Origin of the sequence: Pseudorhodoplanes sp., assembly GCF_035565855.1 — a bacterium.
GTDB lineage: Bacteria > Pseudomonadota > Alphaproteobacteria > Rhizobiales > Xanthobacteraceae > Pseudorhodoplanes.
Genome location: NZ_DATMRX010000090.1, coordinates 1 through 21,848 on the forward strand (window position 1 = coordinate 1; position 21,848 = coordinate 21,848).

Below are 21,848 nucleotides of genomic sequence, written 5' to 3' on the forward strand. Positions count from 1 at the left end.
GTTGAGCCAAAATCACAATGCATGCAACCACGGCGCCCGCAATGTCGGTCAGGAGGCCGGGATCGATCAGCAAGAGCCCGCCCACGATCAACATCACGCGCTGCCAGTGATTGGCCGCCGTCAGGAAATATCCGTGCAGCCCCGCGGCAAAGAGCAGGATGCCGCAGGTGGCCGTGACGAAGGCGCCGATGATTTGCGGCCATGAGCCGATCATCAGCAGCGCCGGCTCATAGATCAGCATGTAGGGCACGATGAAGCCCGCGGCGCCGATCTTCACCGCCGCAAGGCCCGACTTCCAGAGATCAGCCTTGGCGATGCCGGCCGCGGCAAACACCGCGAGCGCGACCGGCGGCGTGATCGCGGAGAGCACCGCGAAATAGAAGGCGAACATATGCGCCGCCGGCGGGATCACGCCGAGCTTGATGATCGCAGGGACCAGCAGCGCGGTCATGATGATGTAGGCCGGCGTCGTCGGCATGCCCATGCCGAGCACGATGCCGGCGATCATGGTCAGAACCAGCGCGAGGATCAAAAGGTCCTGCGCGAGCCCGACGACGAATTGCGTGAACACGATGCCGAGGCCCGACAGCGTCACCACGCCGATCACGATGCCGGCGCAGGCACAGGCGAGCGCGACGCCGAGCGCGTTCTTCGCGCCATCGACGAAGGCCGCGATCATATTCGGCCAGTTGACATATTCGCGGGTCGATTTGCGAAGCGCCGCCACCGGAAAACACAGGACCGTTCCGACCAGAGCTGCGAGCGGCGCGCTGTAGCCGGAATACATGACGACAAGAATCCCGACCACCGGAATGAAAAGGTGGCCGCGCTCGCGCATCACGATGCCGAGCTTCGGCAATTCGGCGCGCGGCAGGCCCATGAGTCCGCGCCGCTTTGCCTCGAAATGCACCGCGGCAAAGCACGCGACGTAATAAAGGATCGCGGGGATGACCGCCCAGATCACCACCTGCCCGTAGGATACCGCCAGGAATTCGGCCATCACGAAGGCGGCGGCGCCCATGATCGGCGGCATGATCTGGCCGCCGGTCGACGCGGTGGCTTCGACTCCGGCCGCGAAATGCGGCGGGAAACCGGAGCGCTTCATCAGCGGAATGGAAATCGGTCCGTCCACCATCACATTGGCGACTGCGCTGCCGGAGATCGTGCCGAACAGGCTCGACGATACCACGGACCCCTTGCCCGGTCCGCCCGCGGTATGGCCGGTCAGCGCCATCGCGAAGTCCATGAAAAGCTGGCCGGTGCCGGTGCGCTCCATGAAGGCGCCGAACAGGACGAAGATCAAAACGTAGGAGGCCGAGACCGAAAGCGGAATGCCGAAGACACCCTCGGTCGTCATGTAAAGCTGATCGAGCAAGCGCTCGGGCTCGAGCCGCGCGATCACAAAGCCGTAAAGCAGGAACACCACCGCGGTGATCGGCAGCGCAAGCCCGATCACCCGGCGCGTCGCCTCCAGCACGACCAGTACCATCAACACGCCCATGGCCTTGTCCATGAACGTGAGATCGTCAATGTAGAAGATGCGGGTGACGATGTATTCGTAGTTGATGAAGAGATAGAGGATCGGGATCGCGCCCGCGACCATCAGGCCATAATCGAACAGGGTCGGCAGGCGGTCGTCAGCGCGCCGCTGATCGTCGGATTTCGGACCATCGTCCTTCGCGATCGTCCAGCGATACAGCAAGAAGGTCAGCACGATCGCAAACAGGAGGTGCGTGCCGCGGAACAGCACCGCCTCCGGCACGCCGAATGCGATCGCCCAGATGTGATAGGCCGCCATCGCGATCGCGACGACGACCAGCGCCCAGCCCACAAAGTTGCGATGGGTGAGTTGAAGCTTCACGAATGCTCTCCCCCGTGAGCATCAGACACACGAAGCCGGCAGCCGTGCCGCCGGCTCCATGACAGGCGGGCCTATTTCTTCAGCTCGACCCCGGCTTCCTTGTAAAACTTCGCAGCGCCCGGATGGAACGGCACGCCGATATCCTCGGCCATCTGCTTCGGCGTCAGGCCCGTCATCGCCTTGTTGACCGCGGCCATGTTCGAAACGTTCGAGGCCATCGCCTTGGTCATCTGATAGACCATGTCTTCCGGCAGCTTGCAGGACGCAACGATATGCGTCGCATAGCCGATCACCTTCACGTCCTTGTCCTGTTTCGGATAGGTGCCCTTCGGCACCGTCACCAGCGTGTAGCCGGGATTGATCTTGCGCATGTCCTCATACATGTCGGCCATGTCGAGGAGCTTGATGTCGCGCGCGGCGGCGAGATCCATCACCGCGCCGGAAGGAATGGTGGTGCCGAGCGTGAAGGCCACCGCATGTCCGTCCTGCATCTGGGTGACGGAATCGGTGTAGGACACGAAGCTCATCTTCACGTCGTTGTAGCCCATGCCGGCCACCTTCAGCATATGCGCGGTGATCGCCTCGCCGGTATTGCCGCGCTGCTGGGTGGTGACGCCCTTGCCCTTCAGGTCCTTCACCGAATTGATGTTGGCGTCGGCTCGCGTGACCACCTGGAAATATTGCGGATAGAGCGTCGCGACGTTGCAGACATTGCCGTGCTTCTTGGTGAAGGGCGGATTGCCGGCGATCGCATCGACGGTGGAGATCGAATTGCCGAAGCCGACGTCGGCCTTGCCTTCCTCGATGCCGCGTACATTGGCGATACCGGCACCCGGCAGAGCCTGCACCGATAGCCCGCCGACCGACTTCTCCCACATGTCCTTGAGCTGACCGCCAAGCGGAATCCACACGCCGCCTTGCGGTCCGGTCATCATCTTGAGTTCGGCGGACTGGACGCTGGGGATCGCGGCAAGGCTTGCAACAACCGCGGACGCCAACAAGCGCATCTTCATCTGGACGTTCTCCCTGGGGTTCCCGCATGGCGGGGTGTCGTTTTGTTTTCGACTTGGGCAGAACGTTACGCGGGCGGACGGGCCGGACACAAGCGGCTTCGCGCGGCATTTGCCGTCGGCCTGGTGCCCCCGGGCCTGGCCGCGCCAGGCGGCCGCAGGCCCCCCTGGCAAGACAAAGCTAATCCTCGATATTCGGCGGCAATGTAATCAGGAACTCGGTGCCCTTTTCCAGTCGCACGATCTCGACCGATCCGCCAAGTTGACGCGCGGTGCCGAGAATCACCTTGAACCCGAGCGACTTGGACTTGGCGGGATCGAAATCGAGTGGCAGTCCCTTGCCGCGGTCTGAAAACCGCAATTCGTGCGAACCGTTGACGGCCTTTCTCAGCTTGACGAAGATCGGTCCCGTCTCATCGGCTGCATAGGCATGCTTGAGAACGTTGGTGATCAGCTCGTGGGTGAGCACGGCGAGCGCCACCGCCTTGCTGCCCGAGATCTGCAACGGCGCGGCATCGACCTCGATCCGGTGGCGGTAGCCGCCATAGGCATTCTGGCTGTCCTCGCAGAGCTTCTTGAGGAATTCGGAGAACTCCACACGGCCGGCATGGTCCGCCTGGTAAAGCTGCCGGTACACGCTGCCGATCGAGATGACGCGATCGCGCGCGCGGGCGAGCTGGTCGCGTGCGTCGGGATCGGCAGTATGCCTGCGCTGCAGGTCGAGCACGCTCGACAAAAGATTCAGGCTGTTCATGACCCGGTGCTGCAGCTCGCGCAGCAGAAAGGTTTTCTGTTCGAGCAGCGCGTTGATCGAATCCGACATGCGGGCCAGCGCCGAACTCAGTTGTCCAAGATCGCTTCGCGGATCGAGCCGTGGAAATTCCACGTCGGTTTCGCCGCGCTCGCGGCGATTGGCGACCGCGACGATTTCCTTCAACGGACGGCGGATCAATTCGTTCGCCACCCAGACCGTGCCGGCGACCGCGAGAACGATCGCGATGAGCGCCCACCAAATGCTGCGCCAGGCGGTGTCGCGGATCTCGGAGAGCGCGATGTCGCGATCGATGCTGACGGCGGTGAGCAATCCGCTCGGCGCTTCCGAGAGCGATGCAAATCCGACGATCTGCGATCGCCCGCTTGCGTCCGTCGCCTGCGTGACGCCGCCCGCGGACCGCCGCGCCTCCGGAAACACCGCCTTGGCGATCGCGCGCGCGTCCTGTTCGCCACTCTGCGGGATGGTGAAGACGAGGCTCCCTTCGCGATCCATCACCGTCACGCGATGATTGGTGCGCCAGGGCCGCGACGAGAGGTCCTGCGCCACCCGCTCGGGATTGAGGATCAATACGATCACCCCACGCCCGATACCGTCGTCCTTGCGGAACGGCATCGCGATGTGGATCGAGCTCGACCGCGTGACGCGCCCCTGAACCAGCGTTCCGATCGTGAGTTCGCCGGTCTTGAGCGGGCCGTCGAAATACAGCCGGTCGCGGACATCGAGCGTCGCGGGAATGGGGATCGTCGAGCAGATGAACTTGCCGTCCGGATCGATCACCGCGGCTTCGCGATAGGTCGGCAGCCCGGCAATCACCGATTTGAAATAAGCGACGCATTCCGGCTCGTTGTCCGGAACCGCCGGATGGCGGCCCATCGCGATCATCAACTGACGGCTGCCTTCGACGATCTGCGCGAGTTCGGCCGCGACCAGCCGCGCCGCGGCGAGCGCCTCCTCACGCGATTCCCGTTCCAGGAAATACTGCCAGCGCAGGGTGTTATACGCCGTAATCGCGAGCGGCGGCACCAGCGCAGCCAGCATCAGGATCGCAAGCCGATAGCGCAGTGTCATCCCCAGGCCCAGCCGGTTCAGCCGCCAATGCTCGGACGGAAATCCTACCAGAAGTTATGGGGGCGGCACGCGCATTCATGACAAATCGCCGGCATCGATGCCGACGATCGTGGCCCGGTACGATCGGCAACCTGGCGTTGGGCAATTCTCCATCGACGACATGCATGTCGGTGCGGCACACGGCGCAGGCTTCGACCCGAAGCAGAACCTTGCCCGGCTCGGTCACGCCGGCACCCCATGCTGGACCCGCTCATCGATGCGGAACCCGCCGTAAAGGCAAGGCTTGCCAAGATTCCGCCAAAGCATTCCTATAGCGGACAAACGGGACCGGGGGACAATTCCATGGCACGACCGTACCGGTTTCTGGCGACCTCACAGGCCGTCGCAGCCGCGTGTTTCCTGACGTTCGGGGCGATCCCCGCCAGCGCTCAGACGTCCGCCTGCAACGATTCAATCGCTGTTCTTCCCTCGCCCCTGGCGCCGTGGAAAGGCGCCCCGCTGCGCGTCGTCTTCGCCGCCGAGCAGGCCTCGCAGGGCGAAATCGCGCTGATCGCACCGAACGGACAAGTCGCGGCGAGCTCGCGCGAGCGCCGCGGCGGACCGCCTTATTTCTGGCTGGCCGAAGTCCCCTCTCCCGCGCCCGGCAAGTGGCAGGCGAGGCTGACCCGCGACGACGGCCCTGCGGAATGCCGCACGGTCACCCGCGAGATTGCGGTTGCCGCGACGCAGCCGCCGCGGCCATCCGGCTCAAAGACCAGCGTCTGGCCGATCCGCAACAGCTGGAATCGTGAAACCGAGAATCTCTACTCGGCCTGGATCGAGAAGCTGTTCGAAGCCCCGCTCGATGCGTCGCCCTCCTGGCCGGCTCTGCACGTCGTGCTGCGCGACCCGGCGCGCAACGTGCTGCACAATCATCTCGGCCTGCGCGAAGACTCGATCAATCTCTATATCCGGCCCGATTGCGCGGACCTCCCTTATTTCCTGCGCGCCTATTTCGCCTTCAAGATGGGCCTGCCCTATGGCTACGCGAAATGCACGCGCGGTGGCGGCGGCAAGCCGCCGCGCTGTCCGGTGTGGTGGAATATCGAGAAGGAAGAGCCGCGGCCGGAGGCCCCGGAAGACATCGTCGCGGCAGAAGATGCGCAAGCGTCAGGCGCGTCCCAGCAAAAACCGACCGGCGGACTCTTCGACATCTTCAAGCAGCAGCAGGCTGCGGCACCGAAGCCGAATGCGCCCGGATCGTCCGCAACGCAAAGGACCGCAGCCGCGCGCCCGACACCCGGATTCGCCGTTCCGCCTTCGGCTTCGGCGCCGGCCACCAAGCCCGCAGCACCGGTTCGGCCACCGCGGCCGACATCGCTTGCACTCGGCTTTGGCCATTACCTGCAATACAGCGTCGCCGACGGCGTTCACTCCGGCGCGGGTCGCACCCGCGCTGCGGACGAGGGCTCGGATTTCTATACCGTGCCGCTGACCGAAGATAATCTTCGCCCCGGCACGGTCTATGCCGACCCTTACGGCCATCTCCTGATCATCGCCAAGCGCGTGCCGCAGACCGGCGGCAATGCCGGCGTCTTCCTCGCCGTCGACGCACAGCCGGACGGCACCGTGTCGCGCAAGCGCTTCTGGCGCGGCAATTTCCTGTTTGCGCAGGATCCGGCACTCGGCGATCCCGGCTTCAAGCGCTTCCGTCCGATCGTCCGGGACAAGAATGGCGCGCTGCGCCGTCTCACCGTCGCCGAGATTTCCAAGAATCCGAATTACGGGGACTTCTCGCTCGAGCAGACCAAGCTTTCTGTCGAAGACTTCTACGACAAGATGGACGACGTCATGTCGCCCAATCCGCTCGATCCGCTGCGCGCGATGAAGGAAGCGATCACATCGCTCGAGGAGCAGGTGAAGGCGCGCGTGATCTCGGTTGAAAACGGGCGCAAGTATCAGCTCAGCGGCAAGGGCGATGCGTCGATGCCGGATGGCGCCGCGATCTTCGAGACCACCGGCGCATGGGAGGACTTCGCGACGCCGTCACGCGATCTGCGCCTCCTGATCGCAATGGATGTGGTGCGCAATTTCCCCGACCGCGTGGCGCGCCGTCCCGAACGCTACGCCATGCCGCGCGACAAGGATGTCGCGCAGGTCAAGGCGGAGTTGCAGGCCGTGCTGGCGCAGGAGCTGTCCGCACGCAAATTCTCCTATCCTCGCACCGACGGTTCGCAATGGACGCTGTCGCTGAAGGACGTGATTGACCGCGTCACCGATCTCGAAATGGCCTACAACGTCAACGATTGCGTCGAACTGCGCTGGGGCGCCAAGGAAGGCAGCGAGGAATTCGCGACCTGCAGGAAGCGTGCGCCGCAGGCCCAGCGCGCCAAGATGACGGACTATCGGCCCTGGTTCAGCGAACGGCGCAGACCGCCGAGAACGTGAAGGTTTGCGCTCGCTTTCGCGATGCGCAAAACATGCCACATTGACGCACCAGCGCTGAGCGGTTAGCCACAAAGGCAAGTTCAGAAGCCTTTGAGGAAACCGCCATGATCCGTCTGCTTGCCGCCGCCGGCCTTGTCGTATCGTCGCTCGCCGCCGCAAACGCACAAACGCCCGTCAAGGACTGGCCGCAACGCAACGTCACCATGATCCTGCCGCTCGGTCCCGGCAGCGGCGTCGACATCACGACGCGCCTTCTCGCCGACAAGCTGTCGGCAAAATGGGGCAAACCGGTCGTTGTCGAGAACCGCCCCGGTGGCGACGCGATCGTTGCGATCAATGCATTCGTGTCGGCCAATGACGATCACACATTCCTGATGGCGCCGACCTCGACCTTCACGGCGCACCCGCTCCTGCATCAAAAGCTGCCCTATCAGCAGGATGATCTCGTTCCGATCGCCCGCGCCACCAACACCATCATCGCCATCGGCGTGCCGGCCTCGCTCGGCGTCAACACGCTCGCCGACTTCGTCAAGCTCGCGAAGGAAAAGCCTGGCCAGCTCAATTATGCCGGCACCACGGGCGCGGTCGATTTCGTTGTCTCGGGCTGGCTGAAGGATGCCAAGATCGATGTGCCCAAGATCCCGTACAAGGATGGCGTACAGGCGCTGAACGATCTCGCCGAGAACCGCATTCAGATCTACGGCGCGGCTTATGCGATCATGCGCCCGCAGGTTGCGAGCGGCAAGGTCAAGGTCCTGGCCGTCATGAATACGCAGCGCGTGCCGGCGCTCCCCGACATCCCGACAGCGAAGGAAGCCGGCTTCGATTCGCTGTCACTCGACGGCCTCGTCGGCCTGTTCGGCTCGAAGAAGATGTCCCCGGAGCTGCGTGACCGCATCGCGGCCGATGTGATCGAGGCCGCCTCCGATCCGGACGTCATCAAGAAGCTGACCCCGATGGGTCAGGTGGTGCGTCCGGGACCTGCTGCGGAATTCGCCGCCGAGATCGATGCGCAGCGCAAGCGCATCGCCGAATCGGCCAAGCTCGCCGCCGGGAAATAGCGCGGCCCCGGCGGCCGATCAGACGATCGCAGACCATCGCAGACGCTCGGCGCGACCAGCGCCGAGCTTTGGCTCTGATCGGCGGTGTTCTGCCGTTGGATCGGGATGATTTCTCGGGAAATTGGTCGGAGTGGCAGGATTTGAGCCTGCGACCCCCTCGTCCCGAACGAGGTGCGCTACCAGGCTGCGCTACACTCCGACGACTTGGAAGGCCGGTCTTATAACGGCGACCCGCGCGCCCTGCAAGGCGAGGCAAGCAGCTATTTTTTCCTAATCCTCATGCGATCGGCGCAGGCAAAATCCGGCAAAACCGGTTAAGACCCCCGCATGCTGCTTGCAACGAAGACACGCCTGGTCGAGGCCGCCCCCGGTGCCGCGCAGGCCGCCGCGCAATGCCTGGGCCGCGGCGGGCTGGTCGCGTTTCCGACCGAGACCGTCTACGGGCTCGGGGCCGACGCCACCAACGGACAGGCGGTCGCGCGCCTCTACGAGGCCAAGGGCCGTCCGGCCTTCAATCCGCTGATCGCGCATGTGCCCGATATCGCGGTGGCGCGGGACTGCGCGGTCTTCAACGCGGACGCCGAGACGCTGGCGGCGGCCTTCTGGCCGGGGCCGCTGACGCTGGTTTTGCCGCGCAAGCCGGATTGCAAGGTCTCCGAGCTTGCAACCGCGGGGCTCGATACGATCGCGGTGCGGGTGCCGGATCATGCCATGGCGCATGCGATCCTGCGCGCCTTCGGCAAGCCGGTCGTCGCGCCATCGGCCAACGTTTCGGGTCATGTGTCGCCGACCACCGCCGCGCATGTGCTGGATGACCTCGACGGCCGCATCGACATGATCGTGGATGGCGGCCCAACGCCGGTCGGCATCGAATCGACCGTGGTGGCGTGCATCGATCAGCCGACCTTGCTGCGGCCGGGTGGTCTGTCGCGCGCACAGATCGCGGCGATGGTCGGTCGCGATCTGTCGGACGCTCCGGCCGGTGCGGAGGACAATCCGATCGCGCCGGGCATGCTGACGAGCCACTACGCGCCGCGCACGCGGCTCCGCCTCGATGCGACGAGCGTCGAACCCGGCGAAGTGCTGCTCGCGTTCGGCACGCCCCTGCCCGGCGCCGCGACCGTTCTCAATCTGTCGGAACAAGGCAATCTTGCCGAGGCGGCCGCGAATCTGTTCGGTCATCTGCGGCGTCTGGATGGTCTGCGCGCGCCCCAAATCGCAGTGATGCGGATTCCTCACCAAGGCCTGGGCGAAGCCATCAACGACCGCCTGCGCCGCGCCGCCGCGCCGAAGTAACTCCCTCCGTTCATTCTCGCAGAAGTGCCAATGCTCAAGCCTGACAAAGACCTGATCACGAAGTTCACCGCAATCGTCGGGGAGAAATACGCGATCACCGATCCCGACGTGCAGGCCGCCTATCTGCACGAGCAGCGCGAGCGTTGGCCGGGCAACTCCCCGTTGATCCTGCGGCCCGACTCCACCGCGCAGGTCTCCGCAATCCTCAAACTCGCCAGCGAAACCCGCACCGCGATCGTGCCGCAAGGCGGCAATACCGGCCTCGTCGGCGCGCAGATGCCCCTCGACGGTGAGATCGTCCTCTCGCTCAACCGCATGACGCGCATCCGAGAAGTCGATCCGGTGACCAACACGCTCACCGCCGAAGCCGGCGTCACGCTGCAGCAGGCGCGCGAGGCCGCGGCGCAGGCCGACCGGCTCTATCCCCAGCTTCTGCCCTCGGAAGGCACCTGCACCATCGGTGGCAATCTCTCGACCAATGCCGGCGGCACAGCAGCGATCGCACATGGTGTTGCGCGCTCGCATGCGCTCGGGCTCGAGGTCGTGCTCGCGGACGGGCGCGTGCTCAACAATCTCAACAAGCTGAAGAAGGACAATACCGGCTACGACCTCAAGAACCTGTTCATTGGCGCCGAAGGCACGCTGGGCATCATCACCGCGGCGGTGCTGCGCCTTGTGCCGCGGCCGCGGTCGGTCGAACTCGCCGTGTTCGGCCTGCCCTCCGTGCAGGCCGCGGTCGATCTCCTTGGCATCGCCTATGAGCGCGCCGGCAGCCAGGTCACGAGTTTCGAACTGATGACGCGCATGAATGTCGATCTCGCGCTGCGCTTCATCCCCGGCACGCGCGAGCCGCTGCAACAGCCGCATCCCTGGTACGTGCTGATGGAGCTGTCATCGCAGGCGGAGAGCGGATTGCGCGATATCGTCGAGACGATCTTCGAAGCGGGCGTCGAGCGCGGGCTGATCGTCGACGGCATGATTGCCGAGACGCTGGAACAGGCCAAGGGCATCTGGCGCATCCGCGAGGAAGCGGGTGACGTGCAGAAGCGCGAGGGCGGCTCGATCAAGCACGATGTGTCGGTGCCGATCGCCGCGATCCCGGCCTTCATTGAGGAGGCGAATGCCGCAGCGGTCGCAATCGTCCCCGGCGCGCGGCCGATGCCGTTCGGCCATGTCGGCGACGGCAACATCCATTACAACATCACCCAGCCGATCGGCATGGACAAGGACGCGTTCATGGCGCGCGAGGAGGATGTCCAGCGCGCGGTATTCGCGGTCGTTGCCAAATACGGCGGCTCAATCTCGGCCGAGCACGGCATCGGCATCGCCAAGCGCGACTGGTTGCCGCGGGTGAAAGACCCGGTGGCGCTCGCGGTGATGCGTCAGCTGAAAGCAACGCTCGACCCGAACGGGATTCTGAATCCGGGGAAGGTGTTGTAAGGGACGCGGCGCAATAGCAACGCGGCGCAATGCAGGACGGCGCAATGCCCTGCGCTATTGCGCCGTACGCCTACGGACTGTTGGCGTGGTAGGGTGCAACAAGCGAAGCGCATTGCTCCATCCAAAAGCCGCACGAGGGTGATCGCGACAGGGCTTCGCTAGCTTTTTGCTCAGAAAGGCCCAGTAACCGTCATGCGCTATTCCAGTCCCGCCTTGCGCAGGGCGACCACAAGCCTCGCCATGGGTACGCGCTTGTAGGGAATGTTCTCCTCGATCCAGGCGAGTGAAATATCCGGCTGCAGCATCTTGAGCTCCGCGAGCGCACGGGCTGCCTCCTCGCTCCGCCCCGCTTCCGCCAGCGCCGCCACATAAATGCGATGGCCGCCGGTAAATCCGGCACGCTGTTGCACGGCCTTGCGGCCGAACGCGATGGCATCTTCATAGCGGCCGGCGAGGAAATGGGCGATGGCAAGATTGGTGTTGAAGAAAAACATCTGCGGGTCGTGCGGGCTCATCTTGATCGCCTCTTGCAGATGGCCGATTGCGCTATCGCTTTGCCCGTCGAGCGCCAGCGCCGAACCGAGATGACCGTGGGCCGCCGCAAAATTGGGATTGATGTCGAGCGCGCGCTGATATTCCTCGACCGCAAGTTCGGTATTGCGCATCTGCAGCGCGGCCCATCCCAAAGCCAGATGCGCCCAGGGGTCGTTCGCGTCGATTTCGGTTGCGCGCGACGCGAGCTCAAGCGCCTCCTTGGCATCGCGGCTGCCATAGGTCCCCACCGGGATCGCGCGAAACAACAGCGTAAAGGCCAGCATGCTTTGCGCCGGCGCGTAGTCGGGATAACGCATGACGGCGTTGCGCAAGATGCCGATGGCGGCCTCGACGTCGGCCCGCGTCATCCGCCAGAACACCGAATTGGCCTGCATCACCATATCCCAGCCGCCGATATCCTGCGGCGAGCGGGATTGCGCGCGGACGGCTTCCGCCTCGAGCAATTTCGGCTCGATCGCGGAGACTACCTTCTTTGTGATGTCGTCCTGAAGCTCGAACACATCGGTCAGTTCGCCGTCATAACGATCCGCCCAGATGTGATTGCCGGTCGATGCGTCGATCAGCTGGGCGGTAATGCGAACACGGTTGCCGCCCTTGCGAACGCTTCCCTCCAGGATATAGCGCACGCCGAGCTCCCGCGCGGCCCGCTTCACATCTACCGCCTTGCCCTTGTAGGCAAATGACGAATTGCGCGCGATGACGAAGAACCAGCGCAATTTCGACAATCCGGTGATGATGTCCTCGGATATGCCGTCGGCAAAATATTCCTGTTCGGGGTCGCCGCTCATATTCGCAAATGGCAGGACCGCGATGGAGGGCCGGTCGATGGTCTCCGGCCTTGCGGGCGCTCCGACCGACACGACATGATGCACGGGCGGCTGCTCACGCAACGACACGCGGTGAACGCCGATCGGCCGCGGAATATTCTTCACGGCCTGCTCGCCCATATCCTCAAATCCGAAATTCAGTTTGTCGCGCACCTGTTCGTAGACGACGCGCGAGACGAGTATGCCGCCTGGCTCGGCCAGCGCCTCAAGGCGCGCGGCGACATTCACGCCATCGCCGAAGATATCATTTTCATCGCTCATGATATCGCCGACGTTGATGCCGATACGGAATTCGATGCGCCTCTCCGCCGGCACGCTGGCGTTGCGATCGATCATCCCGCGTGAGATGTCGACGGCACAACGCACTGCATCGACAACGCTGACAAATTCGACCAGCATGCCGTCGCCCGTCGTCTTGACGATGCGTCCGCGATATTCGACGATTTTTGGATCGACCAGCTCCTTGCGATGGGCCTTGAGCTGGCGAAGCGTGCCCTCCTCATCGAGGCTCATAAGCCGGCTGTAACCGGCGATATCGCCGGCGAAGATCGCGGCGAGCCTGCGCTCGATATAGTCGTCAGCCACGACGCGCTCCCAACGCTTGGGCCGGCCGGCATCTTACACGTGCGCGCTTCAAAGTTAATGGCTTTTCCCCCGGCATTCGCGGGTCAGGGAATGGCCGCATTCGTCATTCATGACATTCTGCCAACCCGCGAACGCCCCAACAATTCAACAAATAGGCCACCAGGCATGACCCCGAAGAACACCATCTGCCTTTGGTTCGACAAGGATGCCGAGGAGGCGGCCACGTTCTATGCTGCGACCTTTCCGGACAGCAAGGTCGGCGCGATCTTCCGGGCGCCGAGCGATTTTCCCAGCGGCAAGAAGGGCGACGTGCTGACGGTGGAATTCACCGTACTCGGCATTCCGTGCATCGGGCTCAATGGCGGCCCGATGTTCAAGCACTCGGAAGCCTTTTCGTTCCAGATCGCGACCGACGATCAGGCCGAGACCGACCGCTACTGGAATGCGATCGTCGGCAATGGCGGTCAGGAAAGCGCGTGCGGCTGGTGCAAGGACAAATGGGGCCTGTCGTGGCAGATCACCCCGCGCGTCCTGACCGATGCCCTGGCCGCCGGCGGCGATGAGGCGAGACGCGCATTCGAGGCGATGATGACGATGACAAAAATCGACGTCGCCGCGATCGAGAAGGCGCGGCGCGGATAGCCGCGCGCGGTTGCGCCTTCGCGCTCCTCGGGACGAGAAGGGATCGCAGATCAGAACCGCAGGCTCAGGCCGAAGACCGGTCCGTGCTGCAGCATGTCGAAGGCATAGAGCGTCGTCCCTGCGCCCTTGGAATAATCGACATAGAGCGCGCGATAGCCGACGAGGCCCGACCAGATCGCGGTTGCAGTGCGATGGACCTCGAAGCGATAGAGGCCCACCGCCTGCCAGGAAAACTCGCTGCCGGCGCCGAAGCCTCCGACATCGCCGCTCACGGTCACTTCGTGGCCCGGCGTGAATTGATGGCGCAGGCGCATTCCGACCATTGGATCGACCCAGGCTTCATCGCCTGACTTTGCGACGGCCTTGCCGCCGCTGATGACATAGGCGTGCTTTGGCAATTGCAGGGCCAGCGCCGCGGTCACATTCAGATCGGCCTCCGCCTGCTGCCACCACAACCGCCCGCCGCCATAAATGTCGATGCTGGTCATGGTCGCCGCGGGTGCGCCCCAGCGCGCAATTTCGTAAGCGCCGGCCAACTCGGTAATGATCATCTCCACCTTCGCATCGAGGCTAGCGCTCACACTCAAGGTGGAAATCGGACCGGGGCTGATCGCACGTGCGGCGCCTTTGCTGGCGCCGAGCTTGAGGTAGACGAAGTCGGCAAGAACGGCGAAACGGTCGTTGCGCGCCTCGAACGCCGTCATCAGCCCGAACAGCTCTTTCGGTATCTTGCGATGAATGATGTCGCCGAAAAACGAAGCGTCGATGTCGAATGTCTGACCTTTGATCGTCGACGATCCATTCAGCGAAGGCAGCCAGCCATAGGGCGTTATGTCGACGCGCCAAGGGTCATACGGGGCAGGCGCCGGAATGGCCTTGACCGGCATCGGCGCGATATCTGCGGCCAATGCCGCGAATGAATGCAACAGAATTGTCGCGAAGCAGGCGACAGCTGCCTTCAGATGACGTTGCATTACACCCCCCGGGCAAACACCGCAACGCAGTCGATCGCAGCCGCACAATTGAATGCAATTAAACGAAATTGGCGAGTAATAGCCTAGGACGATCGTCAGAACCGGTCAACGGTAGGATTGTGCACCAACGGCACTGCAACATTTGCAAATTGCAAATGGCGAGTGCCAGGAATGTGACTTGTCTCGCGCCATGCCGCCAGCATGCTTCCTTTGCCAGAACGCTCGCTTTTAATCGCGATCATAATCAGGAGGACGGCGCCGATGACACCAAGGTCGCTACTTGCTTCGTGCTGTACCGTAATCGCTTTAAGCACACCGATGGCAAGCCAGGCCAACGCGCAGGATGCACTGACGCCAGAGCAGGCGCACAGCATCGCCGTCAATGCCTATCTCTATTTCTATCCGTTGCTTTCGATTGACGTCACACGAAAGCAGATCACGAACATGCCGCCCGGCAAGGAGCCCGGCAGGGGCCCGGCGAACATGTTCTCCAGCATGGGCGCCTATCCCGTCGGCACCGACAAGGCGGTCGTCCGGTTCAACTTCGACACCCTGTATTCATCGGCATGGCTCGACATGACCAAGGAGCCGATGGTGGTTTCGGCGCCGGACACCAATGGCCGCTATTATCTCTTGCCGATGCTGGATATGTGGTCGGACGTGTTCGCATCGCCGGGATGGCGGACCACCGGCACGAAAGCGGCGACCTTTCTCGTGACGCCGCCCGGATGGCGTCCCGAGCTTCGCGATCGCCTTGCCGAAGAACTCAAGCTGCCGGCGGGTACCCAGCGCATCGACGCGCCGACACCGGTCGTCTGGATCATCGGGCGCACCAAGACCGATGGTCCGGCCGATTATGCGGCCGTTCACAAGATCCAGGAAGGATACAAGGTCACGCCCTTGTCGCAATGGGGCAAACCGCCGGCACAGGTGGCGTTCACGCCCGATCCGGGCGTCGACATGAAAACCCCGCCGAAGGAACAGGTCGACAGGATGCCGGGCGACAAATACTTCGCCTATGCGGCCGAGCTTATGAAGACGGTGCCGCCCCATGTCACCGACGAGCCGATGATCGCCCAGCTCAAAAAGATCGGCTTCGAGCCGGGCAAGAGCTTCGACGTTCAGAAGCTCGATCCCGCGATCCGCAAGGCGATCACCGACGCACCGGAGGTCGCACAGAAGCTGATGGCCTGGAAGGTCCCCACCCTCGCGCGCGTCGCCAACGGATGGTCGATGAACACCGACACCATGGGCGTGTACGGCAATTATTATCTGAAACGCGCGATCGTAGCACAGCTTGGGCTCGGTGCGAATTTGCCGGAAGACGCGATCTATCCGGTGAACCTTGTCGACGATACCGGCCGCCCGCTGGAAGGCACGCACAAATACACGCTGCATTTCGACAAGGCCGATCTGCCGCCGGCGGATGCCTTCTGGTCGGTCACGCTTTACGACTCGGAAGGCTTCCAGGTCCCGAACGCCCTGAACCGCTTCAATCTCTCGAGCTGGATGCCGCTCAAATACAACATGGATGGGTCGGTCGACCTTTATTTCCAGAACGAGAGTCCGGGCGCTGACAGGGAAACCAACTGGCTTCCGGCGCCGAAGGGAGCCTTCAACCTGCTGCTGCGCCTCTATGCACCGAAGACCGAGGCGCTGATCGGGAAGTGGAATCCGCCCGCGGTGACCCGCATGCCGGCGGTGCCGGCCCTCGCCGGGCAGTGAGCCGAAGCGCCGCGCGCGCTTTGCACGGCCTCATCCTTTCAGCCGCGTCGCGACGCGCGATGCCGTAAGGAAGGATGAGGCTGCTGCTATGAATAAGCGCGGGCGTGCGGCCTTCGCCTTATTGCTGCTTGAGGCCGACGGTCTTCACCACCTCCGGCCAGCGTTTCAGCTCGCTCTTGATGAAAGCATCGAATTGCTCGGCCGAACCGCCGACGATGTCTGCGGCCTGCGCGCCGGAAATCGCGGTGCGCGCGGCCGGCGTCTGCAGCACCTGATTGAAGATGTCGTTGATGCGTTGAACGAGCGCAGGGTCCATGCCAGCGGGGCCGGCAATGCCGTGCCAGACCGCGACGTCGAAGCCCGGTATGGTCTTTGCCACCGGCGGCGTATCGGGCAATTGCTTCATCGGCGCCATCCCAAGGCCGGCGAGCGCGCGCACCTTGCCTTCCTTGATCTGGCCAAGCGCGGTCGACACCGTGATGACGGCGGTATCGGCTTCGCCGCGCAACAGCGCGGTGAGCATTTCGGAGCCCGACCGGTACACCACATTGACCAGATCGATACCCGCCTGGCTGTTCAGATAAGCCATGAACAGATGCGTCCAGTTGCCGGCCCCGGCCGATGCATAGTTGAACTTGCCGGGCTGCTTCTTCGCCGCGGCAATGAAATCGGCAAGCGTGGTGTAGGGCAGATCGGGCCGGATCAACACCACCGCCGGCAGATTGGCAACGTGGATGATCGGCGTGAAGGCGGTGTGCGGGTCGTAGGACAGCTTGGCGCCGAGCACATGCGAGACCGCATTGGGCCCGACCTCGGCAAGGAACAGGTTGTAGCCATCCGGCTTTTCACGCGCGACCGCCGCCGCTGCGATGGTGCCGCCGGCGCCGGGACGGTTCTCCACCACGAGGGGCTGACCGTTTGCGAATTGTGAAAAGCCATTCGACAGATTGCGCGACAGCGTATCCGCCGCCCCACCCGCACCCACTGTCACGAGAAGCCGCACCGGCCGATCGGGCCATTGCGCCACCGGCTGCGCCTGTGCGCGATGGGGCCACGCCAATGCCGCGCCGCCCAAAACTCCCAGAAAATCACGGCGTCTCATGTTGTCCTCCCCGTAATCCTTATAGTTGGGGGAAGCATATCTGGCGCGATGGGGCAGACAAGGCATGCGGCGCACCCTGCGCACGGAAATTCATCCGCAAAAGGAAGGCTCGGCGTTTCGTTATTCGGTGCGGATGTTGTAACGACGTGACCACAACGCGCGCAGAGGACACATGCCGGATACCGCTTACCAGATCGACCATCGCTGGGTGCACGTCCAGTACAAGGAAGACGCAGCCTTCGTCGAAACCTACGGATTTTCCGGCAATCAGGGTGCGGTCAATCTCGAAGGCCTGTTGATGACGCCGAAGGGCGCGCCGCCCTCCGACACGCTGCTGATCTTCATGCATCCGGCCTCGACGTTGCAGCTTCTCCCTGTCCCGCAGGCCACTGTGAAGGCCGGATGGCATGTGCTCTGCGCGGCGAGTCGCTATGCGAAGAACGACACCGCGCTGATCCTCGAAAAGGTGCTGCTCGATCTTGGCGCCTATATCCGCCACGCCAGGGAGAAATGGGGTTACAAGAAAATTGTGCTCGCCGGCTGGAGCGGCGGCGGATCCCTCGCCTTGTTCTATCAGTCGCAGGCCGAGCGCCCGACCATCACCCATACGCCCGCCGGCGATCCGGTCGGCATTGCGAGCGCGGGCCTGATCCCGGCCGATGCGGTCATCATTCAGGCCGCGCATATCTCGCGCGCCACGATGCTGCGCGACATGATCGACCCTTCCGTCAAGGACGAGCGCGATCCCGACAATCGCGATCGCATGCTCGACATCTACGACAAGGCCAATCCGAACCAGCCGCCCTATGCGGCTGACTTCATCGCGGCCTATCGCGCGGCGCAGCTCGCGCGCATACGCAGGATCACGGCCTGGGTGAAGGAGACGCTCGCGACGCTGAAGGCTCGCAACACCGCCGAGATGGAGCGCGGCTTCGTCACCCATCGCACGCTCGCTGAGCCGCGCTTTCTCGATCCCGCGCTCGATCCGAACGATCGCAAGCCGAACTGGTGCTATCTCGGCAATCCGGAAACCGCCAATACCGGTCCGGTCGGGCTCGCGCGCTTTTCCACGCTGCGCTCGTGGCTGTCGCAATGGTCGATCGACGACAGCAATGCCGACGGGCTGAAATGCGCGGCGCAGATTTCGGTGCCGTTGCTGGCGATCGAGAACTCGGCCGACGATGCGGTGCCGCAGCCGCACACGGCGGCGATCTTCAATGCGGCCGGCAGCAAGGACAAGGCGATGCATGTCATCAAGGGCGCGACGCATTATTATGCCGGTCAACCCGACAAGCTCGCCGAGGCGCTTTCGATCACGCGGCAATGGCTGACGGAGCGCGGCCTTGCGTGAGCGCGCCAACAAGCCTGTCGTCGGCGGGCGCGTCGGCGCCCGCACGCTGCTCGACGGCCGGCCGGTCATCCTTCTGACCGCGAACAATTATCTCGGCCTTGCCGGCGATCCGGAGGTGATCGAAGCCGCCTGCGCTGCCGCGCGCGACTATGGCAATGGAACGACGCTCAATCCGCCGCTCGCAACCACGCCGCTGCACGAAGCGCTCTGCGACACGCTGGCGGAATTCCACGCCACGGATGCGGCGCTCCTTTTCAATTCGTGCACCGCGGCCAATGTGACGGTCGCCTGCACGCTTGTGGGAAAGGGCGACGTCATCTTCAGCGACCGGCTCAATCACGCCAGCATCATCGATGGGTGCCGGCTGAGCGCGGCAGAAACCCGCATCTACAACAATCGCGACCTCGACCATCTGGAGGCATTGCTGAAACAGCCGCATGACGGGGCGAAGCTCGTCATCACCGATGGCATTTTCAGCATGGAAGGCGATGCTGCCGACCTGCCGCGCATGATCGCGTTGTGCCGGCGCCATGGCGCAACGCTTGTCGTGGACGAGAGCCACGCCGCAGGCGTCACGGGGCCCGGCGGCCGCGGCACCGCAGCCGCGCGAGGCTGTCTCGGCGAGGTCGATCTTTATACCGGGACCCTGTCCAAGGCGTTCGGCGGTTTCGCCGGCGGATACGTTGCGGGACGCGCCGATCTGATCGAGAAGCTGCACGATCACGGCCGCTTCTGGATGTTCACCACCGCGATTCCGCCAGCATCCGCGGGCGGCGCGCTCGCGGCGATCCGGCGCCTGATGCAGGACGACGCGTTGATGAGACAGCTTGCCGACAATACCGAACGGCTGCGCAAGGGACTGAAAGCGCTCGGCCTGACCATTCTTGGCCACGATCATCCCATTACGCCCATCCTCGTGGGCGATGAGGACAAGGCGCGCGCCTTCAGCGCCGAATTGCTGAAGGACGGCGTCTATATCGGCGCGATCTGTTTTCCGATAGTCCGGCGAGGCGAAGCGCGGCTGCGGGCGCAGCCCTCCGCTGCCCATTCCACGGCCGATATTGACGAAGCCATCGCCATAATTGGCGCTGCCGCGCGGCGGACCGGGCTGATCGGCTGATTGTGCAAAACTTGACGCTAATCACGGCACTCCAATCAAAATTGGGGCTTGACGTGTCGTGCCCCAAATGGCCCGATCCTCACCACAACAATAATTATGGGAGGATTCACCATGTCTCGCCTTGCCAAGGTCACCGCGACCGGCAGCGCCGCATTCGCTCTTGCAGCATTCGTTGGGTTTTCACCCGCCGCGCAGGCTCAAACCACCACATTGACGATGTCGAGCTGGGTGTCGCCCCAGCATCTTCTGACCAAGGATGTGCTCGCCGTTTGGGGGCAGCAGGTCGAAAAGGCCACCAATGGCCGCGTCAAAATGCAGATGCTCGCCAAGCATCCGTCGGCGGCGCCGGGAACCTTCGATGCGGTGCGCGATGGTCTGGTCGACGTGTCCTACGTGACCGCGAGCTATACCCCGGCCCGCCATGTGCTGCCGCTTCTGCCCGAACTGCCGGGCGGCGGCGCTACGGCGGAGATCAATTCAGTCGCGTTCTCGCGCATCCACTGGAAATATTTTCAGCCCGTCAACGAATACAAGGGCGTCAAGCTGCTTGGCGTCTGGACTCACGGTCCGGGCCAGATGTTCAACACCAAGCGCCCGATCAACAGGGTCGAGGATCTGGCCGGCATGAAGATCCGGTCCGGCGGCGGCATTTCCGAGCAGATGGCACGGGCGCTCGGCGCCTCGCCTTTCGTGAAGCCTGCACCGGAATCCTACGAACTCCTGAGCTCCGGCGTCGCCGACGGCACGTTCTTCCCGCTTGAATCGATCATCTCCTTCAAGCTCGATACGGTCGTCAAACACGCCACGCTGTTTCCCGGCGGGTTCTACGGTTCGGCCTTCGGCTTCTTCATGAACGAGGACAAGTGGAACAAGCTCAGCAAGCAGGATCAGGACGCGATCATGTCGGTCTCGGGCGAAGCCATCGCGCGCCTCGCCGGCAGGGCCTGGGACAACACCGACCGCCAGGCGATGGAGGTCATGAAGAAGGCCAATATCGACATCCAGCCGGCTTCTCCCGAACTGATCAAGGGTGTGCAGGAGCGCTCCAAGGCGATCGTTGACAAGTGGAAAAAGGACGCGACTGCCAAAGGCGTCGACGGCGAAAAGGTCTATGCCGAATTCCATGAAGAACTGAAGCGCGTCGCCGCCGGCCAGTAGCACGCGCTGTGTCTTCCGAACATCAAGATGGCGGCGTCTGGCTCGATCGCGCGCTGGGCGCCGCCGCCGCGTTATTGCTGTTCTGCCTGATGGCGGTCACGACGGTCGACGTGATCGGCCGTTACATTCTCAATTGGCCGTTGCGGGGCGGCTTCGAAATCACCGAACTGTTGCTGCTGACGCTGATCTTCGCCGGCCTGCCGCTGGTCTCGCGGGCCGACGAGCATGTCACCATTGACTTCATCGATGCCGCATTCGGTGAGCGCGGGCGCCGGGTGATCCGCCGGATCGTGGACATTGTGTGCGGCGTGATCATCCTCGCTTTGGCTTGGCGGGTTTATGTCAAGGCCGGCAAGATCGCGGGTTATGGCGACACCACCGACATTCTGCTGATCCCGGTCGGGCCTTTCGTCTATTTCATGGCGCTGATAGTTGCGATCACCGGGATCGTGCACCTCGTCAAGGCTGTTCTTCCCGGCGCGTACCGGGACGACAACAAGCCATTCGATCCCGACAAAGCGGGCACAACATGACGGAAGCCCTGGTCGGTCTGGGCCTGATGATGGTCCTTGCCTTGCTGCGCATTCCCATCGCCTTTTCGATGGGCGTCGTCGGCTTTCTCGGCGTTGCCTATCTGCGCGACTGGAATTTCGCGCCGGCCATGGCGATGGTCGAAACCAAGATCTACGAGACCGGACGCAATTACACGCTGTCGGTCATCCCGCTGTTCATCCTGATGGGCAATTTCGTCTCCCGCGCCGGGATGTCGAAGGAGCTGTTCCGCGCCGCCTACACCTTCGTCGGGCATCTGCGCGGCGGGCTCGCGATGGCCGCCATCGTCGCCTGCGCCGGGTTCAGCGCAATCTGCGGC

Annotated in this window: 18 protein-coding genes, 1 tRNA gene and 1 pseudogene; 11 read left to right on the forward strand and 9 right to left on the reverse strand. The window is 63.5% G+C overall.

What is annotated here, in order from left to right; all coding sequences use genetic code 11:
* From VN004_RS04955 to VN004_RS04970, 4 genes and pseudogenes are all read right to left on the reverse strand, one after another.
* Positions 1 to 1,861, reverse strand: a 1,861-nt coding sequence (locus tag VN004_RS04955; protein WP_325607604.1) for a TRAP transporter permease, incomplete at its 3' end; no start/stop codon positions are given.
* A gap of 71 nt (positions 1,862 to 1,932) precedes the next feature.
* Positions 1,933 to 2,874 carry a TAXI family TRAP transporter solute-binding subunit gene (locus VN004_RS04960; protein ID WP_325607606.1) on the reverse strand — a complete coding sequence of 314 codons (942 nt, stop codon included), beginning with the start codon at positions 2,872 to 2,874 and terminating at the stop codon, positions 1,933 to 1,935.
* Positions 2,875 to 3,052: 178 nt separating this feature from the next.
* Entirely contained in the window at positions 3,053 to 4,714 is a 1,662-nt protein-coding gene (locus tag VN004_RS04965) for a sensor histidine kinase (protein WP_325607608.1), read from the reverse strand.
* A gap of 106 nt (positions 4,715 to 4,820) precedes the next feature.
* Positions 4,821 to 4,931: pseudogene (locus VN004_RS04970) on the reverse strand (alcohol dehydrogenase catalytic domain-containing protein); the annotation flags it as partial.
* A gap of 125 nt (positions 4,932 to 5,056) precedes the next feature.
* Between VN004_RS04970 and VN004_RS04975 the strand changes: the two are divergent.
* Together VN004_RS04975 and VN004_RS04980 are read left to right on the forward strand one after the other, a co-directional pair.
* Positions 5,057 to 7,141, forward strand: a complete 2,085-nt coding sequence (locus VN004_RS04975) for a hypothetical protein (protein ID WP_325607610.1) — start codon at positions 5,057 to 5,059, stop codon at positions 7,139 to 7,141.
* Positions 7,142 to 7,245: 104 nt separating this feature from the next.
* Positions 7,246 to 8,202, forward strand: a complete 957-nt coding sequence (locus tag VN004_RS04980; protein ID WP_325607612.1) for a tripartite tricarboxylate transporter substrate binding protein — start codon at positions 7,246 to 7,248, stop codon at positions 8,200 to 8,202.
* A 122-nt stretch (positions 8,203 to 8,324) separates the two neighbouring features.
* Here VN004_RS04980 and VN004_RS04985 read toward each other — a convergent pair.
* A tRNA-Pro gene (locus VN004_RS04985) sits at positions 8,325 to 8,401 on the reverse strand.
* Between the two features lie 128 nt (positions 8,402 to 8,529).
* Here VN004_RS04985 and VN004_RS04990 point away from each other — a divergent pair.
* Complete coding sequence (locus tag VN004_RS04990; RefSeq protein WP_325607614.1) at positions 8,530 to 9,498, forward strand: L-threonylcarbamoyladenylate synthase; 969 nt, start codon at positions 8,530 to 8,532, stop codon at positions 9,496 to 9,498.
* Positions 9,499 to 9,528: 30 nt separating this feature from the next.
* Positions 9,529 to 10,938, forward strand: coding sequence for an FAD-binding oxidoreductase (locus VN004_RS04995; protein ID WP_325607616.1), 1,410 nt, complete (start codon positions 9,529 to 9,531; stop codon positions 10,936 to 10,938).
* Positions 10,939 to 11,135: 197 nt separating this feature from the next.
* Here VN004_RS04995 and VN004_RS05000 read toward each other — a convergent pair whose 3' ends face one another.
* A complete protein-coding gene (locus VN004_RS05000; RefSeq protein ID WP_325607618.1) occupies positions 11,136 to 12,905 on the reverse strand; it encodes an adenylate/guanylate cyclase domain-containing protein in 1,770 nt (589 codons plus the stop codon).
* 165 nt (positions 12,906 to 13,070) lie between these two features.
* Between VN004_RS05000 and VN004_RS05005 the strand changes: the two genes are divergently transcribed.
* Positions 13,071 to 13,547, forward strand: coding sequence for a VOC family protein (locus VN004_RS05005; RefSeq protein WP_325607619.1), 477 nt, complete (start codon positions 13,071 to 13,073; stop codon positions 13,545 to 13,547).
* 50 nt (positions 13,548 to 13,597) lie between these two features.
* Here the strand turns inward: VN004_RS05005 and VN004_RS05010 are convergent, their stop codons facing one another.
* Together VN004_RS05010 and VN004_RS05015 are read right to left on the reverse strand one after the other, a co-directional pair.
* On the reverse strand, positions 13,598 to 14,521 hold the full coding sequence (locus VN004_RS05010) for a hypothetical protein (RefSeq protein WP_325607621.1): 924 nt from the start codon (positions 14,519 to 14,521) through the stop codon (positions 13,598 to 13,600).
* Between the two features lie 95 nt (positions 14,522 to 14,616).
* Positions 14,617 to 14,856: a hypothetical protein gene (locus VN004_RS05015; RefSeq protein ID WP_325607623.1), complete on the reverse strand. Its 240-nt coding sequence runs from the start codon at positions 14,854 to 14,856 to the stop codon at positions 14,617 to 14,619.
* Here VN004_RS05015 and VN004_RS05020 point away from each other — a divergent pair.
* Positions 14,840 to 16,246 (forward strand): DUF1254 domain-containing protein, encoded by a 1,407-nt coding sequence (locus VN004_RS05020; protein ID WP_325607625.1) that lies wholly within the window; start codon positions 14,840 to 14,842, stop codon positions 16,244 to 16,246. The genes VN004_RS05015 and VN004_RS05020 overlap by 17 nt on opposite strands.
* A gap of 118 nt (positions 16,247 to 16,364) precedes the next feature.
* Here VN004_RS05020 and VN004_RS05025 read toward each other — a convergent pair whose 3' ends face one another.
* The gene (locus tag VN004_RS05025) at positions 16,365 to 17,348 is read right to left on the reverse strand and encodes a tripartite tricarboxylate transporter substrate binding protein (RefSeq protein ID WP_325607627.1); all 984 of its coding nucleotides are present in this window, start codon (positions 17,346 to 17,348) and stop codon (positions 16,365 to 16,367) included.
* A 172-nt stretch (positions 17,349 to 17,520) separates the two neighbouring features.
* Between VN004_RS05025 and VN004_RS05030 the strand changes: the two genes are divergently transcribed.
* The 5 genes from VN004_RS05030 to VN004_RS05050 form a co-directional block, all read left to right on the forward strand.
* Positions 17,521 to 18,699, forward strand: a complete 1,179-nt coding sequence (locus tag VN004_RS05030) for an alpha/beta hydrolase (protein WP_325607629.1) — start codon at positions 17,521 to 17,523, stop codon at positions 18,697 to 18,699.
* On the forward strand, positions 18,692 to 19,819 hold the full coding sequence (locus VN004_RS05035; protein ID WP_325607631.1) for an aminotransferase class I/II-fold pyridoxal phosphate-dependent enzyme: 1,128 nt from the start codon (positions 18,692 to 18,694) through the stop codon (positions 19,817 to 19,819). The genes VN004_RS05030 and VN004_RS05035 overlap by 8 nt, the downstream gene beginning before the upstream one ends.
* A 111-nt stretch (positions 19,820 to 19,930) precedes the next feature.
* On the forward strand, positions 19,931 to 20,977 hold the full coding sequence (locus VN004_RS05040) for a TRAP transporter substrate-binding protein (protein WP_325607633.1): 1,047 nt from the start codon (positions 19,931 to 19,933) through the stop codon (positions 20,975 to 20,977).
* 8 nt (positions 20,978 to 20,985) lie between these two features.
* Entirely contained in the window at positions 20,986 to 21,510 is a 525-nt protein-coding gene (locus VN004_RS05045; RefSeq protein ID WP_325607635.1) for a TRAP transporter small permease, read from the forward strand.
* The coding region (locus VN004_RS05050) for a TRAP transporter large permease subunit (protein WP_325607643.1) at positions 21,507 to 21,848 on the forward strand (342 nt) is incomplete at its 3' end. The genes VN004_RS05045 and VN004_RS05050, both read left to right, overlap by 4 nt.